Consider the following 14,822-nt stretch of genomic DNA (forward strand, 5'->3'; position numbering starts at 1 on the left):
CAATGGAGTGGCAAGATGGATCAAGACGACGGATCATCACGCAATGAGTTTGGGAACCCTGGCTCGATTGACGATATGGTGGCGATGTATCTGGAAGCGCTTGAGGGTGTTCTGGGGTCGCTGCGGGACTACAGCGAAAAGGGTGCACGGGTCGAGCCCGACGTGATGTTTCTGCTTGCGCAGGCGCAAGCCCGGTGGCTCAGTTCAGCTTTGCGGTATTGGCAGCAGATTGCGACCATCGTCTCGACCCAAGGGACAGACGCGATCGAAGCAACCATACCCAGTGCGGATGGCCCGTCAGTGGAAGCCAGACAGCTGATCGTGCTGGACAAGGCCCGTGCCGTGTTGCGCGAGATATCGGATCTGTCGCTGAGTGAGGCAAAACTGTTGCAACGTGATCTTATGGAAATCGAGGCTGAGCTTCGCAAGTCAGTCGGCCCCGAGGGTGACGACCGGGAAGGCCCCCATCGCTATGCAAAATCCAAACCATGAATAACGAAGGTGCCCGCGCCGATTGGGTGATACCGGAACTGGGATTTGAATCTGAAACCGAACGGTTGCGCACTGCCATCGGTGCGTGGGTTGAATCCACACCCGAAGAGATGCGGCCGCAGTTGGAAGAACAGTTTCTGGCCGGCTCAAAGTATTTTCGCCCATTGACCATCTTTGCCTGTCAGACGGCTGTCGGCAGCGAGGAGATCACGGATGAAACCATACAGGCAGCCGTAACGCTTGAGCTGTTTCATAACATGACGCTGGTTGTAGACGACATTCTGGACCAGTCGGACGAACGGCGCGGCAAACCGACCATGCACACGGCCTTTGGGCAACTTGCGGCGCTGATGACGTCCGGGTTCATGGTTGCGGAAGGCTATCGGATGATGGCGACCGAGCCGCAGGTGGTCGGGTTGTTGTCCGAGCTGATGTCCCGGCTTGGCGCGGCCGAGATCGCGCAGTGGAACAGCCGCACGATGCCGCGCGGGGTCGAGGATTGGCGCAAGCTGGCGCAGGAAGACACCGGTTCGATGTTCGAGGTCGCTGCTTGTCTCGGCGACCGTAGCGAGGGGTTGCGCCATTTCGGTGGTCTGCTGGGCACCCTCTATCACGCCTGCGATGACGTGTCCGACGTGCGTGGAACTGAAGCCCTGGGTGGCGGCGGTGAAGAGGACATTCGCGACGGGATTCTAACCCTGCCGGCTGCGATAGCTGTACGCGAACCTGCAATTGCCGAGATGTTCCGCGATCCGAACCCCGGCAATTACGACGCGCTGGCCGAGGCCTTTCGCGCCGCTTTGCCAGAAGCCGAGGCCGAACTGGACCGGATCGCCGCCAGCGCAATAGCCGAGGCCAAACGATTTGCCCGGAACCCGAAGAAGTTGATCACGCTTGTGGATCGCACACGGGCTTTGGGCGAAGCGCGCTGATCACAAATAGGCGCGCGCTGCTTTCAGATACTGGCTGTCGAACCCTTCCTCGAACTGCGCCATTAGCGGTTCGATAAGCGTGCGTTGTTCGTCTTTGGTGGGCAGCAAAGACGCCAACCCAAGCGCGGCGCGCAGTTGCCATGCCAAAGCTGACCGGTTTTGCGCTGCGTCGTAAGCAGCGCGATAGTGCTGCTCGGCGCTGCTGGTGTCGCCACGCTTCTGTGCCAATTCCCCTTTGACTAGGCTCAGGTCCAGTACGTGGTTCAATTCGCCCCCAACCTGCAGTGGTTGGTCAAGATCGTCCAGAACCCGGGTGGCATCCTCGATCCGGTCCTGTGCCAACAGCAGGCGTGCGTGATTGGCTTCAAAACAGACGCGGTGGTAATGAACGCCGGCATTCTTGCAGGCGGCAACGGCCGTGGCCGTGATCTTTTCGGCCTCATCCAGCTGACCAAGTTGCGCCATTGCCCGGGCGCGCCAGAAGGAAGCCCAGACACCCAAGAACCTGTACCCGTACTCGCCGGCAACTGCGCTGCATTCTTCGGTCAGGTCCATGACCTGTTCCCAGTCACCGTTCCAGTCATGGATGCGGATCACCCCGTTCGACAGCGCATAGACAAGCGAATAGGGGTCAGGCAGCGACCGGGTGTAATTTAGGATGTCGTTCCCGACCTTCACCGCCTGATCCGGGCGCCCCAGGGACCAGAGCGCTGCCGCCCGGAAGCACTCTGAAATCACCTTGGGTTCGGCGGCCGACAGGCGTGGCCCCGGCTGGTCCCAGATGCCTTCATCATAGAGTTGTAGAACCCGTTCGCCATAGCGCACCGACTCGGCGTAATCGCCGCGGTTGAAATGCGACCACGTCTGCATCGAAGCGGAATAGACTTCATAGCGGGTATTGCCGCTGCGCGTCGCCTCGTCAGCAAGCGCTGCGAAGGTATCATGCCCTGAGCTCACGTCGCCACGCATGGTTTCGAAGGCCCCAATCCCGTATAGAACCGCGACGCGCAGGTCTGGATCGTCAACATCCACAAACAGCTCGCGGGCGCGTTCAAAAGCGGTCTGCGCCTGTGGCGAGGCGTAGCTGGTCGCCGCAAAATGCACCACGCCAATGGTCGACTGCAGTTGCAGCTCCAGCTTTGCGCGATCTGTCAGGTCATCGACCTCGCCGACATATTTCAATCCGATGCTAAGCTGGGCCAGTGCTTCCTTCATCGAGGCCCGGCTCCAGGCAGATTTACCAGCTGTCAGCCAGTAGGGAACTGACCGGTCGCCCAGACCAGCGGCAACAAAATGGTTTGCCACTTGTTCCGGTCCGGACTTGCAGCGTTCGGGGAATTTATCTTCCAGTGTTTCGGCAATCTTGCCATGCAATTGTTGCCGCCGCCGCCGCAATATAGATCGATACGCGGCCTCCTGAATCAAGGCATGGCGGAACATCAGACTTTGACCGGTTTGGTCCGGGTATGCGAGGTCTGCGTCACCCAGTTGCGAAAGCGAGTCCGAGAGCTCGGTTAACGGAGTTCCGGTCACCTGAGACAGCAGGTCGACATCGAATTCCCGACCGATCACAGCCCCGATCTGGGCGTATTCGCGGGCGGCCCCCAGCTTGTCGAGACGCGCCATCAAACTGTCTTGCAGGGTTTCAGGCACCAGATCCGCACTGTTTCTGAATTCCATCGCAGAGCGGGTCAGCTCTTCGGCAAATAGTGGCACGCCGTCCGACCGTTCCAGCAGTTGCTGGCGTTGTTCAGGAGAAAACGTATCCGACCCTGTCATGCTGTCCAAAAGCTCTTCGACTTCTGCGGGTTTGAGGCGCGCCAGTTCGCAGGTGACCAGGTGATCTGCCTGCCAGTCATGGGTGAATTCCGGTCTGCAGGTCACAAGCAACAAGATCTGATGATCGGCGAGTTTAGCGGCGAATTTGGTCAGCAAATCCAGCGATGTGGGGTCGATCCAGTGCAGGTCTTCGAAATGCACTAGAAGAGGTGCCCGCTTAGACTGCACGATGACCTGTTCGATTAGCATGTCGATCGTTCGGGTCTTTTGCAGCTCGGGCGAAAGGTTCAGCGGCGGATATCTGTCACAGGGCAGCGAAAACAAAGACGCCATCAGCGCGCGGGCTTCGTTTAGATCGTCTTCGGCGACGACAAGTTTTTCCAGCTTGTCCAGTCGGGCTTCGCTGTCATCGTCCTCCTTGAACCCGAGCACGGTTTCGATCTGACGGCGGATGGGGTACAGGGCCGTGTTCTCAAAATAGGGTGCGGATTGCAGGTGAAGAACGGTGGCACCTTCGCCCTTGGCCTGATCCACCACCTCATATGTGAGGCGGCTTTTGCCGATGCCAGCCTCACCTGAGACAAGGCAAACACTTCCCTTCTTAGATTTGGCATCCTCCCAGGCCGACATCAGGCGCGTTCGTTCCGGCGTGCGCCCGACCAGAGGCGTAAGCTGCCGCCGTGCTGAGGTAACGGCGAACCGGTCCTGGCGCTGTGCTGTGGATATGACACGCCACGCCACCTGGCCGGGCTCAAACCCCTTCAGATGGATGTTTTCCAGCGCCTCATAGACGAACATATCCCCCAACAGAGACTGAGTTCTTTTCCCAATGACAATTTGCCCTGGCTTTGCCAGACCCTGCAATCTGGCTGCAAGGTTGGGCGTATCGCCGGCCACTGCTGAGGTTGAATTTACCCCGTTCTGGTCAAGATCACCGGCCACAACCAACCCGGTTGCAATGCCGATGCGCACCTGTAGGCGTTCACCGGCTGCAGTATCCAACGCGGCGACGGCCTCGACAATTTCCAAAGCCGCGCGGCACGCGCGTTCTGCCGCGTCCTCCTGCGCAACCGGGTAGCCAAAATAGACCACAACGCCGTCGCCAAGGTATTGGGCCACGTGCCCTCTGGCCTCTTTAACCAATTGCGAGACCGTATCCTGATACAGCGCCATGAGGTCGCGATAGTCTTCGGGATCAAGCCGCGCCGACAGGGCGGTCGAGCCGACCAGATCGCAAAACATAATGGTGAGGTGTCGCCGTTCGGCGCTTTCCTCGCCCGTCATGGCACCGCTGGGTCTGGGCTGCGCCGCATCCGGTTTCAGCGCGGTGATTGCCTTGCTGATCTTGAGTCGATGACCCAGCACCGTGACACCCATTTCTCTGAGATGGTCGCCGGTCACATCTTCAAGAATGTCCAGGTCGATGCCGTTCTCATCAAACAGTTCGGTGTATTGTGGCAGGCCAATTTCGTTCAGCCATGCCGCAATCGATTTAGTAGTCATCAGTCGTCTCTTACTCGTGCGAGGTATTCTTGGTTACTTTTTACGGGGCTTGCCGTCTTCTGTATAGTTCCAGAACATTGGACCCAGGCCCAAAGTCTTTTCGTTCCACTTACTTGCAGGCAGCCAATCCGTAAACAGTGAACCAAGGTCCTCGGGATTCGGTGTGAATTTCGACTTCGGAAACTTGAAGTCCTTCGGCGGCCATAGCTTATTAATCCCCAGCGCCTTGTCCGCAAGCGTCCAGGCTTTCGCACTGGCGGCATAGGGTGCCCAGGCGATCTTGAGGGTCTGAAACATCTGGCTGGGATAAAAATCGGGTGTGATCACTTCCACTGGTTTACCCGCATCGCCTTTGTCTGGTTCTCTCTGCGCGGCCTGACGTACGCCTTCGGCCGCGATCAACCCAGTTGCACAAGCGCCTTCGACAGTCGAGACATCCGCGAAATTCCTGACGTAAGTCCCGGCAAGAAACAGGTTCTCGAACTTGGTGTTGACCTCGGGGCGATGTTCCCAGCTGCCGGTGAGATTGGCGAAAAGCTCTTCGCCAGTATTTGTATCGACCGAAGTCTGGAACAGATCGATATCCGCCTCGGTTATCTCTAACTTGGCAGTGATTTCTCGCAGAATATAGTCGATTGCGGTTTTGGGATTTTTGAGATCTAGAATGAGGTTCTGGTTTTCGTCCCGGCGTTCGGGTTTTACAGACAGAAGCGATTTGAAATCCGAAACTGTCACATAAAGGAAGGTGTTTTTGAGGCCCCACGTCGCCGAGTAGTTGAGGAACGTCATCTCATAGGGTGTATCCATGAACACCACCACATCCGAAGGGATGCCGGGCAGTTTCCGCTTGAGATAAAGCTCGACCGACGCCATCGGCTCGGCCTCCAGGTATCTCAGCTGCCCAAGATCCGGATCGGCGTTGTAGAGATCATCAGTTACCATTGAGGCCATCGCACCGGGGGTGATGCTGATGATCACATTCTCATCGCTGACATCCACTTCGATGTCTTTCTTTGCGATCCCCCATTTGGGGTTAACTGATGGCGATTTGGTTACCTTGTCAAACACCAGCCGTTCGATCCGAGTGCCGTCTGCGTTGGGATGCACTTCGCGAATTCGGTGGCGGTACTTGAGCTCAAACCGGTCTCCGAACTGATCGAGCTTTTTGTGGAAGGGATCAATCAGAGTTTCTTTCTTGGACCCATCAAACAGCCAAAGCTGCGGAACCGGAACGCGGTTGCCGTACTTCAGGAAGGTTTTGTAGCTGCGCGCCGAAGCTTGCCAGCTGTCAATCGCCCACACGGTTTGCCAGATCTTCTCATGAAGCTTCGCCACAACATCAGTGCAATAGGGCCGCCCGCGCAGCCAGCCGTTGAACGACATCCGGTCAAGCTTGTCATCTTCACTGTCCGGGATCGAAAGCAGATCGACCATCGAATACATGAACAGGAAGAGTTCAGCAGGCGGCGCTGCGCCACCGGTGAGGTTGCGGTAAAAATCCTGAATGCCGCCGGGGTTCACCATTTCGGGCATGTTGTCGAGATCACCGTCATAGAGGAACTTGAAGGCTTCGCGTGGTGTGAAGTTGTCTTCAATTCCCAGGTCTTCTGCGACCGACCAGAAGTTGTAATACCAATTGCACAGCATGTGATAGCTATGTTCGCGCGGATAATCGCCGTGGTCGTGCTCCTTATGGGACCGCAACATTCCACCAATGAAATTGTCCTGCTCATACAGCGTGACGTGGTATCCCCGCTCCAACAAACGAAGAGCTGCGGTGAGCCCGGCGATCCCGGCCCCGACGATAGTTACCTTATGCATGCTCACTCCCTCGGTTTTCTGCGTCACAAGCCTGCAAACCCAAACCGGCGCCGTCAAAACTTATCTAAGGTTACGCTGCTTGGGGCATCAAAGGAAACTATTTCAGAGTGTTGCAGGAAAATGATCCGCAGGACGAAGGAGAGCGTTTTTACAATTTCGCAAGACCACACGGCGCGTGCAACGGCCAAACCTCTCACGAAGCCCTTTGATACATGTTGCAGCTATCCAAAAAGTGTCCCTCGGGGACCTGACCCTGGTCTGCGTAGGTCGGGCGTTTTGGGATTGTTGCCATGGCCAATATCTCCTGTTTCGGAGACATCTTTTTCGTTTCAGGGCAGCCGAGGCGTAGCGGACGCAGTTTCACGCGCAGCACAACACTAGGTGCCAGTCGCGTAGGTCCTTGGTACATCGTAGGGAGAGAATGGTGGGTGATGAGAGACTCGAACTCCCGACATCTTCGGTGTAAGCGAAGCGCTGCATGCACCACCGCAGGGGCAATGGGTCAATTGTCCCTCTGTGATCCTTAGATAGTGGCTCCAAAAAGTGTGTTGCAAATCCTTGTCGGCCCGCACTTGGTGTGTAGTGGAGAAGCAGTCCAAGTATTCGCAACGTAACTATACGCCGAGGCGGAAATTGGTCGGTGTCATTCCGGTTTGACCTCGAAAAAAGCGAGTGAAATGGGACTTGTCGGAATAGCCGAGCATCAGACCAATCTCCGCAATTGTCATCTGGTCTTCTTTGAGGTGCTCCTTGGCGACATCGACACGCAGCCGTTTGATTTCACGGGGTAGAGTTGTGCCTTGTTGCTGAAGCGCTTTCAGAAACCGTTCCGGGCGTATTCCCAGCATTCCAGCCACCATCTCTGGCCCCAAATTGGTTTCATCTAGCTTGTCCCGTAAGACAGAGCGCAAAGCTGCCACTACGGTTACTTCTTCCTCTTGTTGAGGTGAAGCTATGGGCTTGGCAGAGCCCTCAGAGACATGGTGCAAAAACAACCATTCCACAGGAAAACTAATTTGCATTCCGGGATCAGACCCAAGGCCAACCTCGATCCCTTTGTAGTCGATAGGCAGCCCATTGATGTATCTGCTTTCCCATCGCACACGCGAAGAATCCCAGGAATCTCCGACGACGGTCTGCAATAGGCGTACATAGATTGCGGCACCAAAACCGGTCACCTGAATGGGTGGGACAGTTGGTTCCTGTTGCCTCTCGATACGATAAGTCGCCTTGCCTGCTTCAATCACAAGGCTGTGCCGCACAGAATTGGACTCCTGCGGTACGAGCCCAACAAAGCGGGTAAAAAACTCGTATAGCGTTTTTGTAGATTGCAAGGCTTGAGCGAAGGGCGGCCATCCTTGTAGGTCAAACACCTCACCTACATTCAGTCCTAGGTATCGATCCCCTGATACTTCTGAGAAGGCATTCACCAAACCGTAGACCAGCTCTGAGTGAACGAACACGGATGGGTCAGACAACAGTTCGGCTTTCAATCCGACCTGGTCCAATGCTGGTTGCGGATTGATCTTGCGTTCGGTGAGATATTGTAAAAACGGAGCGGCTAAGGAGAGGCGAATAAAGCCCTCGCTATGCTCTTGAGAGGTGGAGTTGAAAGGCAAGCTCGTCACCCTTGTGATGATTAGTATTTGTATTCAGTGGCCATTTTTATAATCACATTCGAACATCCTAATTCAAAAGTGGCAACCGAGGCAAAGTTTTCCGGACTACTGTTGGCAAAACATGAATATGAAGGGAGTACTTATGTCCGGTCTACGAATGTCGCTTTGCTCGACGGTAATTGTCGCTGCAGGTCTTTCTTTTTCAGCGTCCGCGCAGGCTCAGGATCAAGAAGAACCCCAAACGTTGTTTACCAACGTGCACATCTTCGATGGCGTGAAAGAACAGCGCATCGAGAATGCCAGCGTATTGGTCGAGGGCAACCTGATTAAGTCCGTATCAACCGATGCGATCGATGCCCCCAATGCTACAGTCATTGACGGAGAGGGGCGGACACTGACCCCCGGGTTTATTGAACTGCACGCGCATCTCATGCTGATGGGACCGACCTTGCCTGCGATGGAGGCCAACACGACCTGGGAGGATTTTGCCATACACGGTGCCCGGATGGCCGAGATGTATTTGATGCAGGGTTTCACCACTGTCCGGGATGCTGGTGGCGCTAATGGCGGACTACGTAGGGCGATAGACTCGGGGCAAATCGAGGGTCCTCGTTATTATCCATCTGGGGCATTTATTGGAACACGCGGTGGTCACGCTGACTTCGCGAATTTCACGGCACCACCTGGTTCGGAGACAAACATGGGTCGGCTGAACATGGCTCAGGAGGTCAGTGGTGTTGATGACGTCTATAAATTCGCACGTAACAACTTTCGTATGGGCGCGACGCAATTGAAATTCATGCAATCCGGGGGTGTCGTGTCGGCATTCGACCCTTGGCAATTGCTGGCCGGGTCGCCCGAAGAAATCAGAGCCGCCGTCCAGGTCGCGAATGAATATGGCAGCTATGTCATGGCGCATTCCTATCGCAAGGAAGCAATCCTGAGTGCGCTCGACGCGGGTGTGATGTCAATCGAACACGGTTTTTCTTTTGACTGCGAAATTGCCGAAGTCATGAACGAGAAGGGTGCGTACATTACAACAAACCTTACGGCATTTGATCCCGGCCTTCTTGATATTCCGGCGGTGGCGAACGTGCCGGCGAGCCTTGCCAAGGCAAAGTCTGCGTCGGCCACATTTGCTGGCTATATCGACAATATGAAAGAATGCCCGGTGAAGCGGGGTTTCCAGACAGACTGTGTTGGTTCGGTCGAGGCGTGCAATATCCAGATTGCCTACGAAAAACACTTAAACAATGATTTTTTCGGCCCCTATACGTCCATGGTGACACTGACATCGACAGGCGGTGAAGTTGTCGCTCTGTCAGGGGATTTTATGAACCCGTATACCGCTGGAAAACTGGGTGTGATCGAGGAAGGGGCCTATGCGGACATCCTGCTGATCGACGGTAACCCACTAGAAGACTTCTCAGTAGTGGGAACTGGTGATCAGTGGTTTGGCGCCGACCCGAGGCCTGAAAGCCCTGATACGATCCGGCTGATCATGAAGGACGGTGTGATATACAAAAATACACTGAATTGACCCCAAAACTCGACCGGAGAGTATTCATGTTCTTTTGGTTTCGCTCCATCTTGCTCGCGGGTTTGGTCTGTTACGGTCATTCCGCCATGGCAACGCCAGGAACAGCGCTGGACTGGGTCGATCTTCCAGACCCATCTGTGCAGGTCTATGAAGATCCCTATCGGGACCTCAGCCCCGAACAGTTCGACGACGTCCTTTTCGTTGTGCGGATGCGTGGCAGACTGCAGCAGGACACTGGCAGCGCGGAAGAAAGACTGAAATGGCAGGAGCTTCTGACCGAAACCGAGGATGCCTTGGCGGGAGTTGGCGTTGATGTCGATTGGCTGCTCGATCAAAGAGAGATTGTGAAAGAGCGGCGAAGAAAGGCTGGAACGAACGGAAATCCGAGGTTCGACGGTCAAACAATCACACTCGCGGGCTTTGCCATTCCTGCTCCGGGTGATCCGGACGGTCAGTCTGTGGCATATTTGGTGCCAGAACGAGGGATGTGCAGTCACATGCCGCCACCTCCGCCCAACCAGATGATACGTGTGCGGCTGAATGGCGACTGGGCGCCCAGCTATTACCACGAACCCGTTCGGCTGACGGGCACGCTGACTATCGATCCTTCTGTTCAGAATATGATGGTTGTGGACGGCCTCGTGCCTATGAATGCGACTTTCCAGCTAGAGACGGAACGTGTCGAAACTCTGGAAACCGAGGCAGACGGGCTGGAATGGAAGCAACGTGCTGCTGATCGCATCCGAGCGGCGGGCCATCGCAAGACCGGCGGGGCAAAGGCGTCTGAATGATAAGATTTCTCGTTGTCGCACTGAATATTGTCTTTGCTGGCGCAGCGTCGGCTCAGGGACTATCCGGGCCATCTTCGGTTGAAGCTGATCTAAAGCCCGGAGATGGGCTAACCGATCCGCAATATCGTTCCGATTTTCCACGCAATATCGCTCCGGGTTGGTTTCAGTGGAAAGACCGACTGGCTGAGGGTGGGTTTCGGTTCAACGTGGACTATTTGGCGTTGGGCCAAACCACGAACGCGGATCTGGGCGAGGGCGAAGCTGCCAGCGGAATTGCGCGGTTCTATGGCAGTTGGCAGGCGACTGAACGGGGGTCTCTGACATTCAAGATCGAAGATCGGCACAGTTATACCAATGTTGCCCCGCAATTCCTTGGGCTAGATGGTGGAGCCCTTTCGATCACAGGGACGGCCTTCAACGATAATGGTTTACTGCTGACCAACCTGTTCTGGACCCAAAGGGCCGAGAACGGCGCGTGGACGCTGCAAGTCGGGCAGATTGATGTAACAGACTTTGTGGATATCTATGGGTTGGTCAGCCCTTACAGTGGTTTCCAAAACCTGTCTTTTAATACCAATCCGACAATTAACACGCCCAACCAAGGTCTTGGCATTGCCGGTGGGATAAAGTTGAGCGAAAACTTCTACGCTGTTGCGAGCGTCTCAGACGCAAACGCCGACCCGTCTGATCCAAACTTTGATGTGTTTAGCGATGGCAATCTCTTCAAGTCACTCGAACTCGGCTACACCTCCGGGTTTGACCGCATCTATTTCGACAATATCCACCTGACCCTTTGGCATGCGGATGCAGCCGACGATGGCAGCCGCCCTGAAGACTATGGGGCTGCATTTTCAGCGGCATGGTTTGTTGGCAATAAATGGATGCCATTCTTTCGGGCAGGCGCCTCAAAAGGAACAGCGGCGCTCTACGATCGGTCCATCTCTGCAGGTCTGGGATATTACGGTCGCAATACTGACCTGGCCGGTCTGGGCCTGAACTGGGCCGAGGCAAGAGGCATAGATGGTGACCAGTTCACGCTCGAAGCATTCTACCGTTTTTCAATCTCGCCCGGACTGCAGATCACGCCGTCACTGCAGTTCATTTCTGACCCGCTGCAGGACCCCACTCAGGACAGCATTACGCTGTTCGGCCTAAGAACCCGGATCGTTTTCTAATGTGAGTCGAAAGCAGACGCCAAAAACAACAAAACACTCAGTTTTGTCGATAAGAGAGAGGATCTATCCATGCGTACCTTGTTTCTGGCATGCACGTTGTCTGTGTGTTCGACTTTGTGTTTCGCGCAGACTTACGACGTTGTCATTCTCAACGGTCGGGTAATGGACCCGGAAACCGGGTTCGATCAGATCGCTAACGTGGGAATAAGCAACGGCTGGATCACTGCAATTACTGACGAAGAAATTAATGGTAGCGCGTCCATCGACGCAACAGGGCACGTTGTTACCCCCGGGTTTATCGATCTCGAGCAGCATGGGCTGGACCCTTGGGGTATCAAGGTAAACCTTCGTGATGGCGTTACGACTCAAATGGATTTTGAGGTTGGGGCAGCGAACATCGACGAATGGTATAGTGCGCGCGAAGGCGCAACACAGGCAAACTATGGCACGGTCGTTGGGCAAGAATTCGCACGGATGCGGGTTCATGACGGCCTCGTGCTTGAAGGTGGGGATATAGACTTCCGGAACTTCTTCGCACTGCGGGCACAATCCGTGGAAGATGGCGTCGAGGGGTGGTCTTCTGTTCCAAGCAACCGCGAGCAGATGAACGAAATCACTACCCAGCTGGATGAGGGACTACGTCTTGGGGCCCTCGGTGTGGGATCGACCATCGGCTACGCCCGCGAAGGTATTACCACCTATGAGATGTTCGAAGCGCAGCGGGCTGCGGCACGTTACGGTAGACTGACTTCCGTCCATCACCGATTTCATCCCAGTGCTTCTACACCGACAGAAACACAGACGGGTGTAAATGAAATCTTAGTAAATGCGATGGTGCTTAGCGCACCGCTCCACATACACCATGACAATGACTATGGCTGGTGGGAGAACCAGGAAAAACTCCAGATGGCGCGCGACCAAGGCTATAACGTTTGGTCCAGCTACTATCCTTGGACCGCCGGATCGGGAAACTACGGCGCGTCGATCATCGCCCCCGAAAATTGGGAAGGTTCGATGGGGTACAAATACGAAGACACCATCTTTGACCCCCAGCTCGATCGCTTCGTGACAAAAGACGAGTTTTTGAGCTTCGCTGAGAATGAACCGGGACGCACGGCAATTGTTTTTAGCCCGCCAAGGGAGCAATGGCTGAATGATTGGATCACCATCGCAGGCTATGGCATCTCGGGCGACGGTATGGCCGGGCTAGACATCGAGGGCAACTTGATGAGTTGGGATGCCCCTTATGAAGACTATGCTGGGCATCCTCGGTCAGCAGGCAGCCACGCGCTTGTCTTGAGACTGGCGCGCGAAGCGAATGTGCCGCTTATGCTCACACTCACTCAGCTAAGTTACATCCATGCGAAGCGATTGGGTGACACAGGTTTGCGAGCGATGCAGGTGCGTGGGCGAATGCAAGAAGGCATGGTCGCGGACATCACGATTTTTGATCCGGAGACTGTGACCGAAAAGGCGAACTATACTCTCGGTCAGCAAGGTCTTCCGTCAGAAGGTATTCCGTACGTGCTCGTTAACGGAACCATTGTTGTTGAGAACAGTGAAGTTCAGCGAGATGTTTTTGCTGGACAGCCGATCCGGTATCCAGTCGAGCAGAGCGGGCGTTTCGTTCCGGCTGGTCGCGAGCAGATCATGGGTATTCTCACACCGGATACAGGCACGGCCCGTCCAACGCTGCTCGATGATATCACAAATAGTGAAGCCAATGTCGCACCTGTTGCTACACCAACCAATCAGATTACATCGATAGAGCCCACCGACCCCTTTGATTGGTTTACGCCTCGCAACGGCCGAGATGACGGTACCCTTTTCTTTTGCGTTGTGCATGCTCGCTTTGAGGACCGTGCAACAGCAAAACGTGATTATGCGAAGGCTATGTTGTCTAAAGCTGGGGGGCAATAAACTCGAGCTAATAGAGAAACACAGAGCAAACTACCTACCAGAATGCAGAGATGATGCGCAGCGGACACAGTTCCACGGGCGGCACAACAATAGGCGATAGTTGCATAAGCCCTTGATACATTGCGGAGATGAATTGGTGGGTGATGAGAGACTCGAACTCCCGACATCTTCGGTGTAAACGAAGCGCTCTACCAACTGAGCTAATCACCCGTGACGGTGCATTTAGCTAAGCCTGCGCCCGGGTGCAAGAGGGTCTGGCAGAATTTCTTTCCCAGAATCTGATTTGTTGGCCACTGACAATTCAATCGGGCGGGAAATTCGCCGTGCCTCGTGTTGCGGGGTCGTTTCGATTGTGAGGGGCCTGCCGTTTTGCGTTCTACGTCGTGGGTGATTGCAAAGGCGCTTGCGTGTCACCTGCCGCCTCAGATATCCCCAAAGGAACTGCAACTTTCCAGGCGGGAGAAAACCGATCCTGTCCCACGCGCGCCGAGTTCTGATAGCGGCCCTGGTTCTGGGCGCTTTGACGCTGGCCCCGCTTCGCGCGGGGGCCGAGGGGACTTTGGTGTTTGCTGCGGCCAGCCTCAAGACTGCGCTTGATGAGGTGGCATCTGAATTTGAGCAGGAAACTGGGCAGGGCATAACTGTATCTTACGCGGCCTCGTCCGTTCTGGCGCGCCAGATTCAGTTGGGTGCCCCGGCAGACCTGTTCATTTCCGCCAACGTGGATTGGATGAATGTGCTGCAAGATCAGGGCCTAATTGACCCCACAACTCGTGTAGATTTGCTGGGCAATGGCCTGGTTCTGGTCGCTGGGGGCGAAGGGGCTGACATGGGCGAAATGCGGCCCGGGGTCGCTTTGGCCTCCGCACTGGACGGTGGATATCTGGCCATGGCGCTGGTTGATGCCGTGCCGGCTGGGATCTACGGAAAGGCGGCGTTGGAAAGCTTGGGGTTGTGGCAGGGCATTCAGGGCCAGATCGCACAGACGGATAACGTGCGGGCAGCCCTTGCACTAGTTGCCACTGGTGCGGCCCCGATGGGGATCGTCTACCGATCCGATGCGCAGGTCGAGGGGCGGGTTCGTGTCATCGCAGAGTTTTCGCCCGACCTGCATCCGCCCATCATCTACCCGGCGGCTCTGACGGCTGCCGGTGCTGAATCCGCGCGGGTGTTTCTGAACCACCTGCAATCTCAGGCGGCGCGGGCTGTGTTTGAAAAGCAGGGTTTCACCCTGCCGAACGGATAGCGGT

Annotated in this window: 10 protein-coding genes and 1 tRNA gene; 7 read left to right on the top strand and 4 right to left on the bottom strand. The window is 55.5% G+C overall.

Going from position 1 to position 14,822, the window contains the following annotated elements; translation table 11 throughout:
* Positions 1–15: 15 nt before the first annotated feature.
* Positions 16–492, top strand: coding sequence for a hypothetical protein (locus AC2FID_RS14510; protein ID WP_058273394.1), 477 nt, complete (start codon positions 16–18; stop codon positions 490–492).
* The gene (locus AC2FID_RS14515; protein WP_496837423.1) at positions 489–1,424 is read left to right on the top strand and encodes a polyprenyl synthetase family protein; all 936 of its coding nucleotides are present in this window, start codon (positions 489–491) and stop codon (positions 1,422–1,424) included. Before AC2FID_RS14510 ends, AC2FID_RS14515 begins: the two co-directional genes overlap by 4 nt.
* On the opposite strand, the gene AC2FID_RS14520 is transcribed toward AC2FID_RS14515, so the two are convergent.
* The 3 genes from AC2FID_RS14520 to AC2FID_RS14530 form a co-directional block, all read right to left on the bottom strand.
* Positions 1,425–4,706 (bottom strand): adenylate/guanylate cyclase domain-containing protein, encoded by a 3,282-nt coding sequence (locus tag AC2FID_RS14520; protein WP_496837425.1) that lies wholly within the window; start codon positions 4,704–4,706, stop codon positions 1,425–1,427. It lies immediately after the preceding gene.
* Between the two features lie 33 nt (positions 4,707–4,739).
* Positions 4,740–6,527: an FAD-dependent oxidoreductase gene (locus AC2FID_RS14525; protein ID WP_282120224.1), complete on the bottom strand. Its 1,788-nt coding sequence runs from the start codon at positions 6,525–6,527 to the stop codon at positions 4,740–4,742.
* Between the two features lie 614 nt (positions 6,528–7,141).
* Positions 7,142–8,146: an AraC family transcriptional regulator gene (locus AC2FID_RS14530; protein WP_496837427.1), complete on the bottom strand. Its 1,005-nt coding sequence runs from the start codon at positions 8,144–8,146 to the stop codon at positions 7,142–7,144.
* A gap of 142 nt (positions 8,147–8,288) precedes the next feature.
* On the opposite strand from AC2FID_RS14530, the gene AC2FID_RS14535 reads away from it, so the two are divergent.
* From AC2FID_RS14535 to AC2FID_RS14550, 4 genes are all read left to right on the top strand, one after another.
* Positions 8,289–9,686, top strand: coding sequence for an amidohydrolase family protein (locus AC2FID_RS14535; protein ID WP_108859127.1), 1,398 nt, complete (start codon positions 8,289–8,291; stop codon positions 9,684–9,686).
* A gap of 26 nt (positions 9,687–9,712) precedes the next feature.
* Complete coding sequence (locus AC2FID_RS14540) at positions 9,713–10,477, top strand: DUF3299 domain-containing protein (protein ID WP_496837429.1); 765 nt, start codon at positions 9,713–9,715, stop codon at positions 10,475–10,477.
* On the top strand, positions 10,474–11,652 hold the full coding sequence (locus AC2FID_RS14545) for a carbohydrate porin (protein WP_496837431.1): 1,179 nt from the start codon (positions 10,474–10,476) through the stop codon (positions 11,650–11,652). Before AC2FID_RS14540 ends, AC2FID_RS14545 begins: the two co-directional genes overlap by 4 nt.
* 69 nt (positions 11,653–11,721) lie before the next feature.
* On the top strand, positions 11,722–13,572 hold the full coding sequence (locus AC2FID_RS14550) for an amidohydrolase family protein (RefSeq protein WP_496837433.1): 1,851 nt from the start codon (positions 11,722–11,724) through the stop codon (positions 13,570–13,572).
* 134 nt (positions 13,573–13,706) lie between these two features.
* On the opposite strand, the gene AC2FID_RS14555 is transcribed toward AC2FID_RS14550, so the two are convergent.
* A tRNA-Val gene (locus AC2FID_RS14555) sits at positions 13,707–13,782 on the bottom strand.
* A 262-nt stretch (positions 13,783–14,044) separates the two neighbouring features.
* Between AC2FID_RS14555 and modA the strand changes: the two genes are divergently transcribed.
* Positions 14,045–14,818: a molybdate ABC transporter substrate-binding protein gene (modA, locus tag AC2FID_RS14560; protein ID WP_472724644.1), complete on the top strand. Its 774-nt coding sequence runs from the start codon at positions 14,045–14,047 to the stop codon at positions 14,816–14,818.
* Positions 14,819–14,822 lie beyond the last annotated feature (4 nt).

Source organism: Ruegeria sp. CDSC068, assembly GCF_059610545.1.

Coding starts and splice junctions, on each gene's coding strand:
- AC2FID_RS14535 (WP_108859127.1), top strand. CDS start 8,289: ATGTCCGGTCTACGAATGTCGCTTTGCTCGACGGTAATTGTCGCTGCA.
- AC2FID_RS14550 (WP_496837433.1), top strand. CDS start 11,722: ATGCGTACCTTGTTTCTGGCATGCACGTTGTCTGTGTGTTCGACTTTG.
- AC2FID_RS14515 (WP_496837423.1), top strand. CDS start 489: ATGAATAACGAAGGTGCCCGCGCCGATTGGGTGATACCGGAACTGGGA.
- AC2FID_RS14545 (WP_496837431.1), top strand. CDS start 10,474: ATGATAAGATTTCTCGTTGTCGCACTGAATATTGTCTTTGCTGGCGCA.
- AC2FID_RS14525 (WP_282120224.1), bottom strand. CDS start 6,527: ATGCATAAGGTAACTATCGTCGGGGCCGGGATCGCCGGGCTCACCGCA.
- AC2FID_RS14510 (WP_058273394.1), top strand. CDS start 16: ATGGATCAAGACGACGGATCATCACGCAATGAGTTTGGGAACCCTGGC.
- AC2FID_RS14540 (WP_496837429.1), top strand. CDS start 9,713: ATGTTCTTTTGGTTTCGCTCCATCTTGCTCGCGGGTTTGGTCTGTTAC.
- AC2FID_RS14520 (WP_496837425.1), bottom strand. CDS start 4,706: ATGACTACTAAATCGATTGCGGCATGGCTGAACGAAATTGGCCTGCCA.